We start from the raw sequence: 20,420 nt of genomic DNA on the forward strand, positions 1-20,420 counted from the left end.
TGCGCAGCCGAACGGGGGCAAGCCCCCTCGCCACAATAAATATCGCCATGGCAAAAACATTCATCTGTCTGTAACTCACCCGCTGCCAAACCGTCATCTACAGCGCCTATCTTGAAACTCCCGTAATCGCCTTGGGAGACTCGAAATGGCCCAGCCCTACGAAGAACGCAACAGCGCTGTCAAAACCCGTCGTCAGCAGGAAGATCAGCGCCGCATGGAGTTTCGCCGCGCGATCGAAGATCGTTGCGAACGCCGCCAGCTGCTGGCCGAGATCGGCGATTACCCTGACGATCTGCAACTCAATTACTGGCAGGCAGCACCGGTAACTTCCCGTCGAAGCGCTCAACCAGCGCGCTGATCTGCACGCGTTCGCTGCGGATAAACGCCAGGAACGCATGCGCGACCGGTGACAGCCGCTTCGCCTTGGCTTGCACCAGGCACCAGCTGCGATACAACGGCAGCTCTTCGACCGGCAGCTCAATCAGCGCGCCGGTCGCCAACTCAAGGTTCAGGGCGTGGCGCGTCAGTAGCGCCAGGCCCAGACCCGCCAGCACACATTCACGTTGCGCCTCCGCCGATGCGACCTCTTGGGTCTGGGTGAAGTGCACGCGCTTTTCCTTGAAATATTCCTCGCAGGCCAACCTTGTGCCTGAGCCCGGCTCGCGCAGCAGCAACGTATAGGGTTCCAGATCCTGCAGGCGCAAAGGTCCCATGTGGCTGAGCGGATGATCCGGCGGCGCCACGGCGATGATCGGGTTGTTGAGAAAGGGCAAAAACTCCAAACCCATGTCCTGCGGCACCATCGACATGATCACCAGATCGTCGCGATTGTCAGAGAGCCGCCGGATGACCTGTCCGCGATTGACCACGGTCAGATGCAGGTTCACTTCCGGGTGCTGGCGTTTGAAGGCGGCAAATAGATGCGGGACGAAATACTTGGCACTGGATTCGACCGCCAGTTTCAATTGCCCCTGTAACGAACCCTGCATGTCCGACAACTGCATGTCGAGATTTTCGAGGCGCCCGAAAATGTCCCGGCTCGCACGCTGCAGGGCTTCCGCTGCTTCGGTCATATAGAGTTTTTTGCCCACATAATCGAACAATGGCTGACCGATCAGCTCTTCCAGTTGACGAATCTGCAAGCTGACGGCAGGTTGTGTCAGCGACATTTCTTCGGCCGCACGGCTATAAGACCTCAGATCACAAACCTCATTGAAGATCTGTAATTGACGCAATGTCATACGCATCAAGGACTTACGCATATTTGGAGGTTCCCTAACCAGTCTGGTGCGTCGACTATAAGTCTTTACTTATGGCTGACCCAATTATTATTCATTTTTGTTAATCCCTTGTGAGGGCTAGTGTGGAGCTGCGACTAAATCGAAACATTTAGTCACGCGTCGACCTGGTCTAGCAGGTCGTGGGTGCCACCGGCTCAAGGGAAACTCCAAGTGATAACAAAGATCCTGATCGCCAACCGTGGTGAGATTGCCGTACGAATCGTGCGCGCCTGCGCCGAGATGGGCATTCGCTCGGTCGCGGTTTTTTCTGACGCCGACCGCCATGCCCTGCACGTGAAGCGTGCGGACGAAGCCCACAGCATCGGTGCCGACCCGTTGGCCGGTTACCTGAACCCGCGCAAACTGGTGAACCTGGCCGTGGAAACCGGCTGCGATGCGTTGCACCCCGGTTACGGATTCCTTTCGGAAAACGCCGAGCTTGCAGACATTTGTGCCGAGCGCGGCATCAAATTCATTGGTCCATCGGCAGAAGTGATTCGCCGGATGGGCGACAAGACCGAAGCGCGCCGCAGCATGATCAAGGCGGGCGTGCCGGTCACACCGGGCACTGAAGGCAACGTCGCAGGAATCGAAGAGGCATTGGTTGAGGGCGATCGCATCGGTTATCCGGTGATGCTCAAAGCCACCTCGGGTGGCGGCGGCCGCGGCATTCGTCGTTGCAACAGCCGCGAAGAACTCGAACAAGCCTTCCCTCGGGTCATTTCCGAAGCCACCAAGGCATTTGGATCGGCGGAAGTGTTCCTCGAAAAATGCATCGTCAATCCCAAACACATTGAAGCGCAGATCCTCGGCGACAGCTTCGGCAACGTGGTGCACCTGTTCGAGCGCGATTGCTCGATCCAGCGCCGCAATCAGAAGCTGATCGAGATTGCCCCGAGCCCGCAACTGACTCCGGAACAGCGCGCCTACATCGGCGACCTGTCGGTGCGTGCGGCCAAGGCTGTCGGCTACGAGAACGCCGGCACCGTGGAGTTCCTGCTCGCCGAGGGCGAGGTGTACTTCATGGAGATGAATACACGGGTGCAGGTAGAGCACACCATCACTGAAGAAATCACCGGCATCGATATCGTCCGTGAACAGATCCGCATTGCTTCCGGCCTGCCGCTTTCAGTGAAACAGGAAGACATTCAGCACCGCGGTTTCGCCTTGCAGTTCCGGATCAATGCTGAAGACCCGAAAAACAACTTCCTGCCGAGCTTCGGCAAGATCACCCGTTATTACGCGCCGGGCGGCCCTGGCGTGCGGACCGATACCGCGATCTATACCGGCTACACCATTCCGCCGTTCTACGACTCCATGTGCTTGAAACTGGTGGTCTGGGCACTGACTTGGGAAGAGGCAATGGACCGTGGCCTGCGCGCCCTCGACGACATGCGTCTGCAAGGGGTCAAGACCACCGCCGCGTACTACCAGGAAATCCTGCGCAACCCGGAATTCCGTAGCGGTCAGTTCAACACCAGCTTCGTTGAAGCCCACCCTGAACTGACCAACTACTCGATCAAGCGCAAACCCGAAGAGCTGGCCCTGGCCATCGCCGCCGCCATCGCCGCCCACGCAGGCCTGTGAGGAATAACAAAATGTCTAAGAAAATCCACGTTACCGACACCATCCTGCGCGACGCCCACCAATCGCTGCTTGCCACCCGCATGCGCACCGAAGACATGCTGCCGATCTGCGACAAGCTCGACAAAGTCGGCTACTGGTCGCTGGAATGCTGGGGCGGCGCGACGTTTGACGCTTGCGTACGTTTCCTGAAAGAGGATCCGTGGGAGCGCCTGCGCCAATTGCGCGCCGCACTGCCTAACACGCGTTTGCAAATGCTCCTGCGCGGCCAGAACCTGCTCGGCTATCGCCACTACAGCGACGACGTGGTCAAGGCTTTCGTCGCCAAGGCAGCGGTCAACGGCATCGACGTGTTCCGTATTTTCGATGCGATGAACGACGTGCGTAACCTGCGTGTTGCCATCGAAGCGGTGAAAGCGTCCGGCAAACATGCTCAAGGCACCATCGCTTACACCACCAGCCCGGTTCACACCATCGAGGCGTTCGTGGCGCAGGCCAAACAGATGGAAGCCATGGGTTGCGACTCCGTCGCGATCAAGGACATGGCCGGCCTGTTGACCCCGTACGCCACCGGTGAGTTGGTCAGAGCTCTGAAAAGCGAGCAGTCGCTGCCGGTATTCATCCATTCCCACGACACCGCCGGCCTGGCCACCATGTGCCAGCTCAAAGCCATCGAGAACGGCGCCGATCACATCGACACCGCCATCTCCAGCTTCGCCTCCGGCACCAGTCACCCGGGCACCGAGTCGATGGTTGCCGCCCTTAAAGGCAGCGAGTACGACACCGGCCTGAACCTGGAACTGCTGCAAGAGATCGGCTTGTACTTCTACGCCGTGCGCAAAAAGTATCACCAGTTCGAAAGCGAGTTCACCGCCGTCGACACCCGCGTGCAAGTCAACCAGGTGCCGGGCGGGATGATTTCCAACCTGGCCAACCAGTTGAAAGAGCAGGGCGCCTTGAACCGTATGAGCGAAGTGCTCGCGGAAATTCCGCGTGTTCGCGAAGACCTCGGCTTCCCGCCGCTGGTGACCCCGACCTCGCAGATCGTCGGCACCCAGGCATTTTTCAACGTGTTGGCCGGCGAGCGCTACAAGACCATCACCAACGAGGTGAAGCTGTACCTGCAAGGTGGCTACGGCAAAGCGCCGGGCACTGTGAATGAAAAACTGCGGCGCCAGGCGATTGGTAGCGAAGAGGTGATCGACGTCCGTCCAGCGGATCTGCTCAAGCCGGAAATGACCAAGTTGCGTGCCGACATCGGCGCCTTGGCCAAGTCGGAAGAGGACGTGCTGACTTACGCCATGTTCCCGGACATCGGCCGTAAATTCCTTGAAGAGCGTGCTGCCGGCACGCTGACCCCTGAAGTGCTGTTGCCGATTCCGGAAGCCGGCGCGGTGACCTCCGCCAGTGGCGAAGGCGTCCCGACCGAATTTGTCATCGACGTCCACGGTGAAACCTACCGCGTGGATATCACCGGTGTTGGCGTCAAGGCTGAGGGCAAGCGCCACTTCTATCTGTCCATCGACGGCATGCCGGAAGAAGTGGTGTTCGAGCCACTCAACGAGTTTGTCAGCGGCGGCAGCAGCAAGCGCAAGCAAGCCACTGCACCGGGCCACGTCAGCACGACCATGCCGGGGAACATCGTCGATGTGCTGGTCGGCGAGGGCGACATGGTCAAGGCTGGCCAGGCTGTACTGATCACCGAAGCCATGAAAATGGAAACCGAAGTGCAGGCCGCCATCGCTGGCAAAGTCACCGCCATTCACGTGGCCAAAGGCGACCGGGTCAACCCGGGCGAGATCCTGATCGAGATCGAAGGCTGAGTTAACAGCCTCGATACACCGCTTTAAACCTCGGGGGGGCATGTGCTCCCCTTTTTTTTCGCCCGCGGTTTGTGGAGGACCGGTTAGAAGCTCATCCGCCACTGGCCCGTGACACCCTGGTTTCGACTGTCTGTGCCGACTTCACCGTTGAGCCCAATGCCGAGCGAATGGCTTGCTGTTACAGCCAGATCCAGCCCGGCATCCACCAGCAAGCTGTTGCGATCGAGCGCGGCACCCGAGACCGTGAAGTCACGGCTGCCCGTCACCAGCCGTTGGCGCGTCTGATTGTCGAGCTCGCCATAGGTGTGCTTCCAGCCGGCACTCATCCGTGGAGTCAGCTGCATGCCGTTATCCAGTATGTTGAGCTTCGCCAGACGCAGGCCGAAGGTGCTGCTGATGTTGTCCCGCGTTTGACCATGGATCTGCAGTGCGGCGGCCCCGCCTTTTTCTGTGTAACTGTCGCGCTGATAACGTTGGTAGCCGATGCCGGCAAATGGCTCGACACTGGTGCTGGCAATGTCCAATTTGTAACCCAGTTCAGCGAAAGCCTGTTGGGTGTTGGCGTCGTAACTACCCTTCAGACGATCGCTGAAACCGTTGAAGGCAACGCGACGTTTGGTGGCTGCGTCGTGCTTGCTGTAAGCGGCGCCGAGGCGCAGCGAGACAGGCCCGCTTTGGCGCAGCGCGTAAGCACCCAAGTGCCAGCTGTCGAGATCACCATCGAGTCCACGGCTGTCCAGACGCGTGTCGGATTTACCGCCGATCATCCCCAGGCGCCATGCTTCGCCGACGCTCCAGTCCGCCCCCAACACCAGACCTTTGCTGGAATGCTTCAAGGCGTCCCTGTCGCGGTCGAGTGTGCCGCCATGACCCAGAGCTTGCAGCCAGACTCTGCCGGTGTCTTCGCTGCCGGCGGCGAGACGTGGCGCATTGCGCGTGCCGAAATTATTGGAGGTGCGGTCAAGTTGGCGCATGGCCGAGAGCATGGACGCACCGATGGGAGCGTCGCTGTTGAGGGTGGCTTTGGCGAGATTGGCGGTATTGCCGCCGGCCAGTTGTTCGAGTGCACGGGAGGCGGTGAGTTTATCGCTGCGGAGCAGGGCGGCGATTGCGGCATTTTTGGCTATGGCGATTGGCTTCGGTGTGGCGGCAGTGGGGTTGGCAGCGGTAGCAACGGATGTGGGTTGAGCTGCGACGGGTTGAACAACGACGGGCTGAGCGACGGCGGCTTGCGCTGCGGCGCCAGCGGACGTTTCAGCGGTGGCAGTGGCGCTTATGACGACAGCGGGCGCATCTGCGGTGACATCCTGAGATGCTTCGACGATTGCCGTCTGCGCATTTACTACGGCAGGCAAGACAGGTTGATCCGGTTCGATAACGGGTGTTTGCACAGCCACAATGGCGGGGGTCTCGTCGGTAGGTAAAATCGGCAATTCGACCATGTTTAACGTATTTTCAGGCACTTCCTGGACTTGAATCACAGGAGTCGGCTCTTCGATATTTTCACCTAATTCGCGTGCGTTATCGGTCGTAGCGAGGCTTTTGATGGGCACATCATTTCGTGCGTATGCCAGTCCGACATTCTTGAGTTCATAGCGAGGTTTCACAGTAAAAAACGCTAGGTTGGTTTCGATGTTGCCAAATTCGCCAATGACTTTTTTCGCTTCGATAATGGTTAAGTTCCCGTTTAGCGGCAATTCGCCTCCCGGAGTGGCGTGGACTTTAAGGGTCGAACCCTCAATGCTGGCAACGCCATCGACCTTCAAGGTTTCTCCGCTGCCGTCGGGACTGATGTGATAGGCAAGCACGCCGGTCTCCGAAATATTCAAGTTGCCCTTGATTCGAGGTGCACCCTGAAGTCTTCCGACACTGAGAAGGCCGGCTACATCCAGTCGGCCCACGGTACCGCTACCAGCGAAATTGCCGCCGTCGTTAACAACTACGGCACCCTTGATGTCGCCATTGTTGATAAGGCTTCCAATCGTAAATGCGCCCCCTTTGATCTTCCCGTCGTTAGTCAGCGTGCCGTCGTTGAGCACTAACACACCCTCTTTGAAATCCCCGTTGCTGGTAAGTGTCCACGTACCCGCAGAAACATAGACGCTGTCGAAGTTTCGGGTGTTTCCCAATTGACCTCCCTCGGAACCGATCAGCTGGATGACGTTGACACCTTTACCGCCGTCAACCCTCCCCTCGAAGCTGCCGCCGTTCTTGACGATGATGAGATCGTCCCTGTCGTCTGGTTTGACTGAAACACCTTTCACAGCGGGCTGAGGCGAGCCAATTTCTGTTTTATGCGTAGTGTCCTTATTGATGAAATTTGAAAGCCGCGTGAACGGATCAGTCACGGGTTCTGACTGCTCAATTGCTTCGGGCTGATTTGTGGATTCCGCCAGTTCTAAAAGTTCTTGGGCGCTTGTGTAATCAGCACAACCCAACCCCAACCCCAGCGCAATCGCCAGAGCAAGATGATGGGGACGGTATTTATGTTGAACGGGCATCGAATTTGGCCTCTGTGAACAGGAGGCCAAACTCTAAAAGAAGGCGGATTTTGCCGATGTCAGCTGGTTCTGTGACCCGCGCAGGCTTTGTCGAAGGGTTTTGCAGAAAAAGCGCAACTTGCAGCGCGACCAGGGTTTTTGCTGATGACGGAGCGCAGCAATTACCTACGCCCCATCAACGCATGAGCACTTTTCGTACAATCAAAAACTCATTTGCCACTGCCCGATCAACCCGTGATTGCGGCTGTTGCTGCCCAGCTCACCGCTGTAGCTGACGCCCACCGAATGGCGTGCCGAAATGGCCAGATCGACGCCGGCCTCCAGCACCAGGCTGTCTCGATCCAGTGAGCTGCCGTCCACGCTGAACGCGGTGCCGCCGACCACAAACGCCTGACGCGTCGAATTGCTGACATCGCCATACGTATGCTTCCAGCCGGCCGTCATGCGCGGGGTCAGGCTCATGCCATTCTCAAGGGTGCTCAGGTGCGCCAGCCGTACGCCGAAGGTGCTGTTGAAGTTGTCCTGGGTTTGCCCGTCGACCTGCAACGCAGCAGATCCACCTTTTTCCTGATAGCTGTCGCGGTGGTACCGCTGGTAGCCGAGGTTGGCGAAGGGTTCTGCGCTGAGGCGGCCGCTGCCCATCGCATAACCGAGCTCGGCAAAGGCTTGCTGGCTGTCGGCGTCGTAATCGCCCTTCGGCCGATCGCTGAAACCGTTGAAGGCGACCGTGCGCTTGCTTTCACCCTGATGACCGCTCCAGGCGGCACCCAGACGCAAGGCATACGGGCCGCTCTGACGCAGGGCGTAAACGCCGGCATGCCAGCTCTCGACGTTGCCATCGACACCTGTGGCGTCCAGATCTGTCTTCGAATAACCGCCGAGCACCCCGAGACGCCATTGCGGATCGAGTGCCCAATCGGCCCCAATCACGCTGCCTTTTGTGCGCTGTTCCAGACCGCTGCTGCCGTGTTCCCCATCAAGCTTGCCGTAGCCACCAATGCCTTGCAGCCAGAGCCGACCCCGAGCGTTGGGATCGTTGAGGTTGCGCGCGTCGGAGGGTACGCCGGTGGCTGCGAGCATTGGCGTGTCGTGTTGATCGAGGCCTGCCAGCAAACCTGAGCCGGTACTCATCTGCTGCATCGCCGAGAGCATGCTGCCACCGATCTGGCTGCTCGCACTCAGTGTTGCGCTCGTCAGGTTGGCGTTGCTTGCGCCCGCCAATTGTTCGATTGCGTTGCCGGCGGTGGCGCCGGTGGTGTTGAGCAATGCGTTATAGAGCGCATTGTTCTTGCTCATCGACGCCAGGCTGTTCGCCGCACTGCTGCCGTTGGCGGTGTTAGCGAATTGGTTGAAGGCAATGTCGTTGCGGGTGTAGGTCAGGTCGACCTCGGTGGGCGTGTAGGTGAGGGTCGGCGTGAGGAACGCAAAATCGCTGGTGACGTTACCGAAGGTGCCGTCGATGCTCGCGGCTTGCAGCACGGTGTAGCGGCTCTGCCACGGCCAGGTTCCGCTGCCCGGATTCACCGCCAGTGTTGCGCCATTCAGGCTGGCAACGCCGCCCACCTGAATCGGTGCGCTGCTGCCGTCGGCGTTGACGCCATAGGCCAGGGTCGAGCCACTGCCCATGGTCAGGTCGCCGACCACCGTAGCCGTGCCCAGCCGGGTATCGGTGCGCAGGGTGCCGTTGACCAGAAGATTGCCCACCGACCCGCCGCCGGCGTACACGCCGCCCGAGTCGACAGTCAGATCGCCGGCAACCCCGCCCTGATTGATCAGGGTCGCGCCATTACGCACCGCGCCGCCGTCACTGAAGTCGCCTTGGCCGGTAAGCGTCCACGCGCCTTGGCTGACCTCCAGCCATTCGAAATTCCGGCTGGCCGCAAAACTGCCGCCGGCCGAGTCGTCCATCAGCACGCGATCGTATCCTGTGCCACCGTCGACCACGCCGACAAAGCGGCTGCCGCTACGCAACGCCAGCTCGTCGTCGCCAGCACCCAGATCCAGCGCCAGGCCGTTGCTGCCGCTGATCGTGCCGCCGTTGATGACGCGGTCGTCGTACTCGCCCACCAGCTTCACGCCGAAGCCGTCGAGGCCCTGAATGGTGCCGAAGTTTTCCAGTGTGGTCGCTGCCATGCTCGCGCCGCCGCTGCCGTCATCGACCAGGATCGCACTGGTAGCGCCGCTGATCAGCGCATCCTTGGCGTTCAACACATAACCACCGCCCAGGGCGATGCCTTCGCTGCCGTTGGCAAAGCCGCCCTTGTCCACGCCACCCGCGCCGATGCCCTGAATGACACCGTAATTTTCGATGTGCGCGAGGTTGTCGATGTCCACGCCATCGCCGTCGCCATTGGCTTGCAGGCCGGAGTAGGCGCCGGTGATGGTGCCGTGGTTGATCACCGTGCCGTCGCCGTCGGAGCCGAAGCCCGAGCCGTTGCGGCCAGTGATGGTCCCGTAGTTTGTCAGGGTGGCGCCGAGGTCGGTGGTGATGCCATGCCGACCGCCGGAAATCGTCCCGTAGTTGGTCACGTTCACACCAGTCGCGGAGTCGATGTCGATACCGTCGAACTTGTCATCGGCGCTGCGCGAGTCGCCGGTCGAAATCTCGCCATGGTTGGTGATGCTCGCGTTGGTGCCGGTCTTCATGCCGTCGCTGGCCTCGCCGCGAATCAGTCCGCCTGCACGATTGATAATCGTGGTGGTGGCGCCGTCACTGCGCAACGCATCAAGGTCCAGGCCCTGACCCGTGCTGGAGCGGATCAGCCCACTGTTATCGATCAACAACGCGCCGCTGACAAAATTGCTGTCGATGCGCAGCGCATCGTTAGCGCTGAGGATTTGCCCGCCAGCGCGGTTGTAGATGCTGTAATTGCGGGCCTTGGTAAGGTCGCCACTGCTGTCGATCGCCCGCCCGCCTGTGGAAACGATCTTGCCCGCGTTGTCGATCACCACGCCCACGCCGCTGGTGCTGTCTTTCAGACTCACGGTTTTGCCGCTGTTGGTGATGCTGCCGGGTGCCGAAATTTTCAGCGAGTCGCTGCCGCCGAGTGTTTGCGCGGCAGTCGTGGCCGTGTCGATTTGCACGGTTTTGGCATGGGCTGAAGCGCTCGCCAAAAGAGCGATGGTCAGCGCGAGACGATGGGGCGAGAAGGACATGAGCTAACAGCCTTTTTGTTATAAGCGGGGCGTCCTGTATAGCGGAAGGTGTTTACAGATTGATGTCTGTTGAAAGTTTCATCCCTGCATTTAAATGCATTTTTCAAAGGTGAAATGGGTGATTTACGCATTATTTTGCATTTCTAAAACTGCAGAAGATTTTTTTATGCACTATATTGCGTACGGGGATTTCTGTTAAAAAGCCAAGGCGCAATGTGGGGCGGTTAAAAATGTACACACTTACGTTGCAGGCGTATGCCAACCGACAATGGTCAGACGCAATGACGCTGATATTCGTCGAGCCGGAAAAGGGCTTTGAAGGCGCTTGCCGAATCGGCTACAAGACTGACTACATCGCCAATCATCTGGAATCGATTGATCTGCCGTTTTGCAAGGCAGTCAGTGCCAGGTTGCCATTGGACTGGGACAGCACTTCGCTGAAGAAAGCGCCTGCCTTCCTGTTCGATATCGCGCCTGCGGGGGCGGCCCGGCGCTTTCTCATGGCACGCCTTGGACAGGATAAGCCTGAGGACCTTAGCGCCGATTTGTTTCTGCTGGGACGATCCACGCCTGCACCCATCGGCCATCTGCGCGTCAAGGAATCCATCGAGGCTTTGGATGACCGGGCCGTCATGGGGTTTGGTCGCGAGGAGGTCGTCGCGCGGGACAACTCTTTTCTGGAGTACGCCTACGAGCAGGGCGCTGCAATCGGTGGCGCAACCGGAGCGGGCGGAGAAGCGCCGAAATTGCTCATGGCGCAAGCTCGCGACGGGTTGCTGTATCCAGACGCAGTCCTGTCAGATGATCAGGTCGCACAGCACTGGTTTGTGAAATTTGCCCGTAACCGGGCAACCCAGATGGACCAGACCATCCTTAAAAGCGAGTTCCATTACTACAAAGCGCTGCACACACTCGGAATCGAGACAGTGGCTGCGGATGGCCTTGCCCTGGAAGAGGCTACCAAGCCCAGTCTCTGGATGAAGCGCTTTGATCGCACGGTGAGCCCGCCAGGCGTTGAGCGATTAGCCGTTGAGTCGGTTTACTCGCTCGCCGGTGTGACCGTCCCGGGCAGCTATATGGACCATATGGAAGTCATCCAGCTGTTGGCACGCCTGTGGAAACAAGCAGGACAGGCCGAGCAGATCCCTGATTTGATCGCCGATTATCTGCGTCGTGATTTGCTCAATAAAATTCTCGGCAACTCCGACAATCACGGCCGCAACACATCCATCATTCGCGAGGAAAGCAGTGTGCGTCTTGCCCCCATCTACGATTTGGCACCGATGGTCATGGACGACGAGGGCGTGACCCGGACGACCAAATGGTCGAAGGACCTCGAAGTGGGCGGCGAGGTGAAATGGCGCGCCGTCTGCGAAACATTGTCGATGATCGGAGATCCAGAGGCGTTGTTCGAAGGTCTGCGCGACGACGCGCGCCGCTTCCTGGCGTTGCCGGACATTCTCTCTGCCAGCGGCCTGCCCGAAGCCACGCTGAACCATCCTGCGATTGCCTTGCGAAACCTCGACCAACGAATGCAGCACTGGGGGCTGAAATGACTCTCTCCATCGACGCCCGCGCATTAGTGATCGAAAGCATCCAGGACGGGCTGGCCCAGGGCACGCTGGAGATTGGCGAGGCGGTGCGGCGCTTGCGTGTCGAGGTTACGGGTTTACATCAAAGCCAATTCGCCAAAATGTGCAAAATCTCGGTACGCACCCTGGTGCATATCGAACATGGCGAAGGGAATCAGACGTTGAAATCGTTGAATTCGGTGTTTCGTCCTTTTGGATTGAAGATGGGCGTGGTGCGGATTCGGCGCGATTTCAGTTAATGGCATAGCCTTAGCGCAAGGGTTCCCCACGCCAGAAACGTGGGAACAATCGTTCAGGCGCGGCATTCGGCCAGCGTTTTAACCTGTCCCGAACTCGTCTGGTTCTCATCGCTCAACCAGCGTTCAAACCCTGCGCCAATTGCGGGCCATTCCGCGTCCAGAATCGAATACCACGCGGTGTCGCGGTTCTGTCCCTTGACCACCATGTGCTGGCGAAAAACGCCTTCGAAGCTGAAGCCCAAGCGCTCGGCCGCGTATTTTGAGCGCGCGTTGCCGTTGTTGCACTTCCATTCCAGACGCCGGTTACCCAAGGCAAAAGATTCCTTTGCCAGCAGGTAAACCGCTTCGGTGCTTTTCGGCGAGCGCTGCATCGGTGCGCCGAAGGTCACATGGCCGATTTCGATGCGGCCCTGGGACGGCACGATCGACATCAGGCTGAGGAGGCCTTGCGCTTCACCGCTGGCACGGTCGATCACGGTAAAGAAGTACGGATCGCTGCTCGCCGCATGGTTGTTCAGCCAGTCGTTGAAACCTTGACGTTCCGGGAAAGGACCGTAAGGCAGATAGTCCCACAGCTTCGGATCGCCGCCCGGACCTTGCAGGGCATTCCACAAATCGTCGCCATGACGCGCAGGGTCTAATTTTTCCAGGCGGATGAAACGCCCTTCGATCGTTTTTACCGACGGCGCCGGGGCGCCTTTCCAGTCGGCGAGGGAAGTCGACATGGTGTTCTCCTTGAACCTTAGAGGCCTTTACGAAACTGGATGAAACCAGGGCGTTCGGCGATGCGCTCGTAGAGCTGGATCGCGGTGGCGTTGGTTTCATGGGTCAGCCAGTGGACTTTGCAGCACCCGTCCGCTTTGGCGGTGGCGTAGACGAATTCGATCAACTGCCGACCCACGCCAGTGCCGCGCGTTTCAGGCATCACCAGCAAGTCTTGCAGGTAGCAGGAGTTTTCGATGCTCCAGTTCGATCGATGGTAGATGAAGTGCACCATGCCCACAGCCTCGTCACCCGCCCAGGCCAACGCAGCGTGAGTCGACTCGTTGAGGTCGAGCATGCGCTGCCAGGTGCTTTGGGTGACGGCTTCAGGCAATTCGGTGTTGTAGAAACGCAGGTAGGTTTGCCACAGCGGCAACCAGGCGGCGTAGTCATCGCCGCTGACCTGGCGAATGTCGATCTGATTCATGTTCGATCCTCTAACGCATCAAGTGGGCGAGTGCCTGATCGTGCACATCGGGGCTGGCAGCAAGCCCCTCGCGCACGCCGGCAATGTCTGCAGTGCTCCGGTTCTGGCTGAGTTTGCGCTTGCCTTCCAGGCGCTGGATCGGCAGGGCAAAACCGACGATGGCCTTGAGCATGCCGTCGATGTAATCAGCCGGAGCATCGGCGACTTTCCATGGCTGGTCACGCGCGGATTCGTGACGATCCGTGAGCGCACTCACAAGCTGGAGCAAGCGGTCCGCGTCAGTGAACACTTCGGCTGTGCCATACGCATGAACGGCGACGTAATTCCAGGTCGGCACGACTTTGCCATGCTCGGCTTTCGCCGGGTAGAACGCCGGCGTGATGTAAGCGTCGGCACCGGCAAAAATCACCAGCGCTTCAGCGCCTTGCTGCAAGGCTTTCCACTGCGGATTGGCGCGGGCGAAATGACCGTAAAGCGTGCCGCTGGCGCCTTCATCAGGATTCAGCAGAAGCGGCAAATGACTCGCTTGCAGCCCGTCATCACCGTGCGTGACCAACACCGCGAGACGGGTGCCAAGTATGTGCTGATGCAGTTCATGCAAGTCATTGAGGGCGAAACTGCTTGGCGTATACATGGAAAATTCCCTTGGCGGATGCCCCCATCCTAGGCAGGCTATTGGTCTGTTGTAAGAGCCATTACCCACCATTTTCATAGGTCCAATACCATGGCTGATGCACCGCTTTCTCTGTCCTTCAATCCTGCTGGCATCGAGCTGGATCGTCGCCAGGGGTTGAGTCGTCAGCTGTATCAGGCTTTGCGCGTTCGCGTACTGGACGGCCGACTGGTCAGCGGCACACGATTGCCGGCCAGTCGTGACCTGGCAGCTGCACTCTGCATTTCGCGCAACAGCGTGGTCCGGGCCTATGACCAACTCTACGCCGAGGGCTTCATTGAAGGGCGGATCGGTGATGGCACTTACGTCGCCCAGCTGCCGCAAACTTCACCCGTCGCAAAAAAACTGTCCACAAAAGTATCCACAGGGTTTTCAACAGGCTTACCCACAGCCTTATCCACAAATTCGCTGGATTTACCTGTGATTCCATCCAGTAAAGTTATCCACAATGAGCGTTTCGACCGGATTAAAAACAACCATTTAGCCCTGCCTCCCAGTGGTCCGCCTCGCGCTTTTCGGGTCGGTGTGCCCGCATTTGATTTATTCCCATTCGACGTTTGGGCCAAGCTGAATGCGGCTTTCTGGCGAAAGCCCGATCTGCAGATGTTGTGCTACGGCGATCCGGCCGGTGATGAACGCTTGCGCGATCTGATTGCCGCGTATTTGCGCAGCTCCCGTGGCCTGCAGTGCACGGCTGAACAAATAGTGATCACCAGTGGCGCGCAGCAGGGAATAAGCCTTTGTGCACAGCTGCTGGTAGAGCCTGGGGATGGGGTGGCGATCGAGAATCCAGGGTACCGAGCGGCGGGCCATGCCTTCGCTGTGGCAGGAGCAACATTGCACGGTGTTGCGGTAGACGCCGAGGGCCTCAGTTGCGCAGAGCTCAACGCCTTGAGTGGTTGCCGACTGGCGTACGTCACGCCGTCTCATCAGTACCCGACCGGCGTGGTCATGAGCCTGGCGCGACGCCTGGAATTGCTGGCCTGGGCGGAGCGCAATCAAGGCTGGATCGTCGAGGACGACTACGACGGTGAATACCGCTACAGCGGCGCACCGCTGGCGCCATTGGCTGCGCTCGATCAACAGGGTCGCGTGTTGTATGTCGGCACATTTGGCAAGGTTGCGTTCCCGGCGCTGAGGCTTGGTTATCTGGTGTTGCCCCCCGCATTGGTGGAAGCCTTTACCCAGCGCCGAGCGGTGGACATGCGCCACTCAGAGGTCAGCACTCAAGCGGTGATGGCCGAATTCATGGCGACAGGACATTTCCAGCGACACATCCGCCGCATGCGCCGGGCGGCGTTGAGTCGGCTCAACAGGCTGTTGAGTGGTTGGCCGAAGGACGTTGCCGGTGTCGGCCAATTGCCGACGGTCGCGGCCGGGTTGCACCTGACAGTGGCGGTCGAGTCGCTGGCCCGAGAGCAGGAGCTGATTGAAAAAGCTGCAAGCGTTGACGTGGAAATCAATCCGCTCAGCAGCTATTGGCTGCCGGACTCGACGCTAACCCCGGAGCAGCGAGCAGGGCTGGTCCTGGGGTTTGCGGCGGTGCGCGAGGCTGATATCAGTGCAGCACTTGAGCGACTGCGCCGGGTTTGGCTTACCTAAGCCTGTCGTTCAATGGCTCATTTCCTGGCGGGCGGTTCGAGGTCAAAAAACCACTTGCGCACATCAGCGTCATTGATCTTGCGCAGCACGCCGTCCACCGGCTCGAAGGTGGTCAGGGTTTTTTGTTGTTCCGCAGAAAGGCTCTGCAAATACGTGTCGGCAATTTTCAAATGCGCCGCAGTGGGATTACCGACCGGACTTTTCAGGCTCTCGTAATGGAAATGCGCGACCCATAGCTCCTTGTCGTCATGTTTCTTGTCGAGTACCCGGTACTCCTGAAAATAGTCGCCCAGCTGTTTGGTTTTGATCCGGCCTTTGTCTCGCAGCAGTTTGATTTGGCCATTCTCATGCATCCAGCGCAGGGTGCTTTGGGTGGGCTTCCTGAGTTTGTACAGATTGGCGCGCACACTGATGCCAGACTCACGCATTGTCACCGCAGCGGCGCGCAATTCCTCCCCGAGGGTGTGCACTGGAAATTCTTTGGTGCGGGCCAGAATCTCATCGACGCTGGCTGCGCTTTGTTCAAGCTTGCTGGCTTGCTGATCGAAGATGTCCTGCATGTCCGCAGGGATACGAGAGGGCTTATCAGCGTCTTTCAGGGTGCGTTTTATGAATGCAGGCGCCTCCAAGACCAGATTCAGGCTGGTGCTGATGATGTCTCTGTCATCAAGTGTTGGAGTGGGCCGCTGCCGCGCTTCCAGGGCGATCGGGCCAATGGGCGCCGCAGTATCGGGCGCAGTTTCCGGGAGGGCAGGTTGGCGCGGGCGGGTCTTCCTGACTTTGACCGTTTGGCGAGATCCGCCCGAGGTCGATGGCCGTGAAGGCTCTTTCCGCAGGGCAATCTGGTCTTCGTCGAGTAACGAGGATCGCAAAGATTGCGCGTGTGCAGCGAACGCGCCGAGCAGGCCGCGCAAATGCTCGAGTTGAGTTTGCTTAAAGGCACCCGGGTAGCTCTCCGGCAGATCGCCCAGTCTCTGGTCAACGTCGGCAAACGTGTCGATTATTGCGCTGAGTTCTTCAACCTGACCTTGCGGGGCGGATTCCCCCGGTGTGCCTTTGAGCAGCTGCGAAACCCGATGTGCGGCCCCGGCGCCTCGGTAGAGCAATTCACCGACCTGATCATGAGCTTGCGAGTACAGCGAGTTTAGCGGCTCCGCCATGCACAGTTCTTGCGCGATGCCGATTTCATTGGCCTTGAGGTCCCATTCGGTGAAGTTAGGCAGCAGCGTGTGGATCGTCGATGCTTTTTCAATACCCGGCCTTCCCAGTGCGTTCAGTGCGTCTAACGCCTTCTGTGAAATCGAAAGTTTCTTGATCATGGCCTCGCTCAGGTCTGTTACGCGCTTTACCTGCGCCACATGGGCGTCCCTGGTTTCATGGGTGATCGTGGTTTCGGCCTGCAGGGCGCGCGTGCCCACGGCATATTGATTTCGTTTAACGGCAAACCATAATGAAATGTGTTTCTGTAACTCGGTATGCATCCGCAGCGAATTGTTGATGTAGCTAGAGCCTCCGCCCAGGCTGTGCCACTCCTTCGCTTGATCGAGAGCTTTTTGATAGGCGCTGATCATCTGGTCCAGTTGCCCTGTGAACGTGGCCGACAGTTGGCCGCGGTTCTCGTCTGTGGCTGCCAGGTAGTCGTCCTTGGCCTTGAGCACTTGAGCCTGCATTTGAATCTCGGTCCCGCCTTCATCAGTCGGGTTGAGCTTGCGACGTTGAAACTGCTGAAGCTCTTTTTGCAGCTCGGTTCTGCGCCGCACATTAGCTGCTTTCAGCGCCTTGAGGCGACCTGACGGGCCGGCGCCACGCAAGCGCATTCGCAGGTCCATCACCCAGCGACCGTCGGGGTCATCGGTCAGATACGGGCCGGTAATTTTCGGGTTTTTCGGGTCGAGAATCTGCAGTGGCGGATCTGCATCAGCATCCTCGTTGACACTGACATTGAACCAGCGCTTGCCGACCTTGGCGTAGGTTTTGTCCGCCACTTTGTGCAGATAACGAACAGTGCTCTGACTGCCCGCCGCCTCATCGGATTTCAAACCGTCAGGTGTCACCTGAAGGGAATCCAGGTAGATCACCAGTTCTGCCGGTGACCGTCTCGGCACTGCCGCGCCAGGGTCCACGACGGGCTCGTGCGTTGAGGGAAGCTTGCCGACCAAGGCGTCTTGGTCCAGCGTGATAATCGTTGGGGCCGGCCGCGCATTGATGTCCTCCACGGGTTCGGTAATGTCTTGGACAGGTTTAGTGACCTCTCCTTCAGGTTCGGTGATTTCATTTACCGGTTCAGTGACCTCTCCCTCAGGTTCGGTCACCTCCTTTACCGGTTCAATAATCTCCTGCCCGGAGGCGGCGACCTCCGCCAGCGGTGCGACAACGCCCCTCAGCTTGCTCGACAGCGCCTTGCGCCGCATCGCCGCGTGATGGCTGAGCAGAATGCCCAGCGCCAGCAGAATATCGGCCGTGGACTTCCACTGCACGAACGTGTCGCCGCGTTTATGAGCATCAACGGTTTGCTGAATCTGCTCGATGGTTTGCCAGGCCCAGACGGCAGTACCCACCGCACCGCTGAGGCAATTGGCCGCCGCCCCAAACAAGGCCCAGCTGCTGTCCTTCAATAAGGTCCAACGACGTTCAGCGTTCGATTGCGATTGACGGTCCGCCAGCGTGACCAGCGCTTGCGCATTGCGTTTGAACAACTCGGAGAGAACATTCCCGGTGATTTCCTCGCCATTCAGCACCACACGGCCAAACTGGTCGGGGCGATGGAGGGGATTGACCAGTTCTTCGACGGTCAGCCATGGCGACGGCCATCCGGTAGGGAAGACGTATTGCGAATACTCGAAACTCAGCGTTTTGCTCGGCAGCCACGCCAGTATCGAATCGCGCAGCTCACCTGGTTGGTGTAGGGCATACAGCAAATTCTGCCGCGAAGGAAACTGCATCAACGGCGTGTCCTGCATCGGTCGATAAAGCAGGCATGGAGCGTTTTGGCGGACCCGCGGGCTGATGATGTACATGTTGGTCACGGTATCGCTTGAGCGGATCAGACGATGTTGCGGCGTCATCGACAGCGCATAGAGCGCAATGTCGTCGTTTGCCTCGCCGACCCCATCCATCCATTCACAGATGATCTCGTAGCCCTGTTCGTCAATGCCCGCTTCCTTCTTGATCTTTCCCTCCAGCGCCTTGAGCGGCAGCAGCGAACGCAGTTGTTCGCGGTGCAAGCTCGCCTGGCGTTTTGAGGTCAGCGGATCATCGATCAGTTGGCGTTTGATCAACGCGGGGTAAGCGCTGCCGATGTCGACCTGGCCGGCAATCTCGGTCAGAAATTCAGCCGTCAACCAGGCGGGCACTTTCTCTCCGGTCTTGAAGGAAAGACTGGCCATGTACGGCGCGTCGTTTTCCATGGCGTACTCGGCCAGGGTTTCGGTGTGCTGCTCGTGCGGGTTGGGTAACACCAGGTTGTCGACGGTAAAACTGTTGGTGATCTTGATGCGCAGCTGATCCCAAGGCAGCGTCGCAGCGGCAACCGCGCGCTTGTCGGCAATGATCGCGTCCTTCATCTTTTGGTGGGCGTATCGCGCCATTGAAGGGATTTCGGTGCGGGCAGCGTGGTGCTTGGGGTCGCGATACAATTTGCCCAGCGCCGTAATGTAGCGGCGGTAATCATCCAGGTCGTTGGGCAGCGCCTTGCGCAGCCACTGCGGAATTGCCGCGTCGAGTGTTTTGTAATGCGCCTGCTCGTCGTTATCCAGGCCGCTTTCCGGCTCTGCCGATTCGGCGAACTCACTGGCATGACCCAGCGAATCAATGCTCTCGATCTGCGATGAAACCAAGGCGAGGGCCATGTGATCGAACACGTCGCCATCGGGCTCGTACAAGCGCCATTTCAGCTCGGTACCTTCGGCTCGATCAAGACGTTGAGGCAGTGAATCGCCCAACTTTTCCATCGTGCTGAAAGACTCATAACCGTAATCGACCGTGTACATCACGATGAGCTTGCGATCATCGTAGGTCGCCTGTGCGACCAGCGCGCCGCCCATCAGCAGGTGTCGGGTTTTTCCGTTTTCAACGATATCGATATCGATCAGGCACGCCTTGAGGTCAGTAAAACCGGTGGCGGCATTCGCGCGCGTCTCTCTGTCAGGGTCGGCAAATATGGCACGGGCCATGGCGCATTCGTTGGCGTCCCAGCCCTTGACCTGTTTGACGTTGAACGCTTTGCGCAGCGAATTGGATAACGCCTGCCAGCGTATGTGGCCATGGCTGGTTGCGTTCCAGTAATTGAGCTGACGGTCCTGCAGCTCGACGAACAATATCGCGGCGGCTTGGTTGAGCGTCCTGGCGATGTCCTCAATGCCCACCGACAGTTGAACCGGGTCCTCGCTGTTTGGCTCAAGGGTGAGGAATTGTTCGCCCTCGATGAAATCGGCCGTCGTGCCATCCAGCCCGTATTGCATCAGTGCAAACGTCAGCGATTCGAAGAGGAGCGGACCCTTTTCCACCTGACCATCGACCACTTGCCACTGCGGGAAACCGATCATTGTTTTATCAGGGTCAATATTCAGGTCGGGGTAGCTTTCCTTGAGCATTCGACGCAGTAACTGCGAAGCGACCTCATGCAGCAGCGGGCCGCGACTGATCAGGTTGACCTGATCATTTTTTTCCACCAGGGGATCGGAACTGTCACTGTCCGCAGTGTGGTTTTGCATGGCTGTTTCCTTCGATGCTGGTAATCAGGATGAATTCCTGGCGATGGCATCGAAGGTAAAAGGCGGCAC

13 protein-coding genes are annotated in these 20,420 nt (G+C 58.7%); 6 read left to right on the forward strand and 7 right to left on the reverse strand.

Annotated elements, in window-relative coordinates:
• Window positions 1–145 precede the first annotated feature (145 nt).
• Window positions 146–358, forward strand: coding sequence for a PA3496 family putative envelope integrity protein (locus tag DU29_RS1000000131100; RefSeq protein ID WP_081832425.1), 213 nt, complete (start codon window positions 146–148; stop codon window positions 356–358).
• Here the strand turns inward: DU29_RS1000000131100 and DU29_RS0103170 are convergent.
• Window positions 300–1,247 carry a LysR family transcriptional regulator gene (locus DU29_RS0103170; RefSeq protein ID WP_177326937.1) on the reverse strand — a complete coding sequence of 316 codons (948 nt, stop codon included), beginning with the start codon at window positions 1,245–1,247 and terminating at the stop codon, window positions 300–302. The two genes, DU29_RS1000000131100 and DU29_RS0103170, sit on opposite strands and share 59 nt — an antisense overlap.
• Before the next feature lie 204 nt (window positions 1,248–1,451).
• On the opposite strand from DU29_RS0103170, the gene DU29_RS0103175 reads away from it, so the two are divergent.
• Window positions 1,452–2,867 (forward strand): acetyl-CoA carboxylase biotin carboxylase subunit, encoded by a 1,416-nt coding sequence (locus tag DU29_RS0103175; RefSeq protein WP_028620402.1) that lies wholly within the window; start codon window positions 1,452–1,454, stop codon window positions 2,865–2,867.
• Between the two features lie 11 nt (window positions 2,868–2,878).
• The gene (gene oadA, locus DU29_RS0103180; RefSeq protein WP_028620403.1) at window positions 2,879–4,687 is read left to right on the forward strand and encodes a sodium-extruding oxaloacetate decarboxylase subunit alpha; all 1,809 of its coding nucleotides are present in this window, start codon (window positions 2,879–2,881) and stop codon (window positions 4,685–4,687) included.
• An 83-nt stretch (window positions 4,688–4,770) separates the two neighbouring features.
• Here oadA and DU29_RS0103185 read toward each other — a convergent pair whose 3' ends face one another.
• The gene (locus DU29_RS0103185) at window positions 4,771–7,188 is read right to left on the reverse strand and encodes an autotransporter outer membrane beta-barrel domain-containing protein (RefSeq protein WP_028620404.1); all 2,418 of its coding nucleotides are present in this window, start codon (window positions 7,186–7,188) and stop codon (window positions 4,771–4,773) included.
• Window positions 7,189–7,389: 201 nt separating this feature from the next.
• Window positions 7,390–10,344, reverse strand: a complete 2,955-nt coding sequence (locus tag DU29_RS0103190) for an autotransporter outer membrane beta-barrel domain-containing protein (RefSeq protein ID WP_028620405.1) — start codon at window positions 10,342–10,344, stop codon at window positions 7,390–7,392.
• Between the two features lie 230 nt (window positions 10,345–10,574).
• Between DU29_RS0103190 and DU29_RS0103195 the strand changes: the two genes are divergently transcribed.
• Together DU29_RS0103195 and DU29_RS0103200 are read left to right on the forward strand one after the other, a co-directional pair.
• Entirely contained in the window at window positions 10,575–11,900 is a 1,326-nt protein-coding gene (locus DU29_RS0103195) for a type II toxin-antitoxin system HipA family toxin (RefSeq protein ID WP_028620406.1), read from the forward strand.
• Window positions 11,897–12,175, forward strand: coding sequence for a helix-turn-helix domain-containing protein (locus DU29_RS0103200; RefSeq protein ID WP_028620407.1), 279 nt, complete (start codon window positions 11,897–11,899; stop codon window positions 12,173–12,175). Before DU29_RS0103195 ends, DU29_RS0103200 begins: the two co-directional genes overlap by 4 nt.
• Before the next feature lie 53 nt (window positions 12,176–12,228).
• Here DU29_RS0103200 and DU29_RS0103205 read toward each other — a convergent pair whose 3' ends face one another.
• The 3 genes from DU29_RS0103205 to DU29_RS0103215 are packed head-to-tail and all read right to left on the reverse strand — an operon-like array spanning window position 12,229 to window position 13,998.
• Window positions 12,229–12,900: a GNAT family N-acetyltransferase gene (locus DU29_RS0103205; RefSeq protein WP_028620408.1), complete on the reverse strand. Its 672-nt coding sequence runs from the start codon at window positions 12,898–12,900 to the stop codon at window positions 12,229–12,231.
• Between the two features lie 17 nt (window positions 12,901–12,917).
• A complete protein-coding gene (locus DU29_RS0103210) occupies window positions 12,918–13,364 on the reverse strand; it encodes a GNAT family N-acetyltransferase (protein WP_028620409.1) in 447 nt (148 codons plus the stop codon).
• Between the two features lie 10 nt (window positions 13,365–13,374).
• Complete coding sequence (locus DU29_RS0103215; protein ID WP_028620410.1) at window positions 13,375–13,998, reverse strand: FMN-binding negative transcriptional regulator; 624 nt, start codon at window positions 13,996–13,998, stop codon at window positions 13,375–13,377.
• 90 nt (window positions 13,999–14,088) lie between these two features.
• Between DU29_RS0103215 and pdxR the strand changes: the two genes are divergently transcribed.
• Window positions 14,089–15,639, forward strand: a complete 1,551-nt coding sequence (pdxR, locus tag DU29_RS0103220; RefSeq protein WP_028620411.1) for a MocR-like pyridoxine biosynthesis transcription factor PdxR — start codon at window positions 14,089–14,091, stop codon at window positions 15,637–15,639.
• A gap of 17 nt (window positions 15,640–15,656) precedes the next feature.
• Here the strand turns inward: pdxR and DU29_RS1000000130875 are convergent, their stop codons facing one another.
• A complete protein-coding gene (locus DU29_RS1000000130875) occupies window positions 15,657–20,351 on the reverse strand; it encodes a dermonecrotic toxin domain-containing protein (RefSeq protein ID WP_028620412.1) in 4,695 nt (1,564 codons plus the stop codon).
• Window positions 20,352–20,420: the final 69 nt, after the last annotated feature.

It is taken from the genome of Pseudomonas sp. Ant30-3, from assembly GCF_000690905.1.
Lineage (GTDB): Bacteria > Pseudomonadota > Gammaproteobacteria > Pseudomonadales > Pseudomonadaceae > Aquipseudomonas.

Coding starts and splice junctions, on each gene's coding strand:
- DU29_RS1000000131100 (WP_081832425.1), top strand. CDS start 146: ATGGCCCAGCCCTACGAAGAACGCAACAGCGCTGTCAAAACCCGTCGT.
- DU29_RS0103170 (WP_177326937.1), bottom strand. CDS start 1,247: ATGCGTATGACATTGCGTCAATTACAGATCTTCAATGAGGTTTGTGAT.
- oadA (WP_028620403.1), top strand. CDS start 2,879: ATGTCTAAGAAAATCCACGTTACCGACACCATCCTGCGCGACGCCCAC.
- DU29_RS0103185 (WP_028620404.1), bottom strand. CDS start 7,188: ATGCCCGTTCAACATAAATACCGTCCCCATCATCTTGCTCTGGCGATT.
- DU29_RS0103190 (WP_028620405.1), bottom strand. CDS start 10,344: ATGTCCTTCTCGCCCCATCGTCTCGCGCTGACCATCGCTCTTTTGGCG.
- DU29_RS0103195 (WP_028620406.1), top strand. CDS start 10,575: ATGTACACACTTACGTTGCAGGCGTATGCCAACCGACAATGGTCAGAC.
- DU29_RS0103200 (WP_028620407.1), top strand. CDS start 11,897: ATGACTCTCTCCATCGACGCCCGCGCATTAGTGATCGAAAGCATCCAG.
- DU29_RS0103205 (WP_028620408.1), bottom strand. CDS start 12,900: ATGTCGACTTCCCTCGCCGACTGGAAAGGCGCCCCGGCGCCGTCGGTA.
- DU29_RS0103210 (WP_028620409.1), bottom strand. CDS start 13,364: ATGAATCAGATCGACATTCGCCAGGTCAGCGGCGATGACTACGCCGCC.
- DU29_RS0103215 (WP_028620410.1), bottom strand. CDS start 13,998: ATGTATACGCCAAGCAGTTTCGCCCTCAATGACTTGCATGAACTGCAT.
- pdxR (WP_028620411.1), top strand. CDS start 14,089: ATGGCTGATGCACCGCTTTCTCTGTCCTTCAATCCTGCTGGCATCGAG.
- DU29_RS1000000130875 (WP_028620412.1), bottom strand. CDS start 20,351: ATGCAAAACCACACTGCGGACAGTGACAGTTCCGATCCCCTGGTGGAA.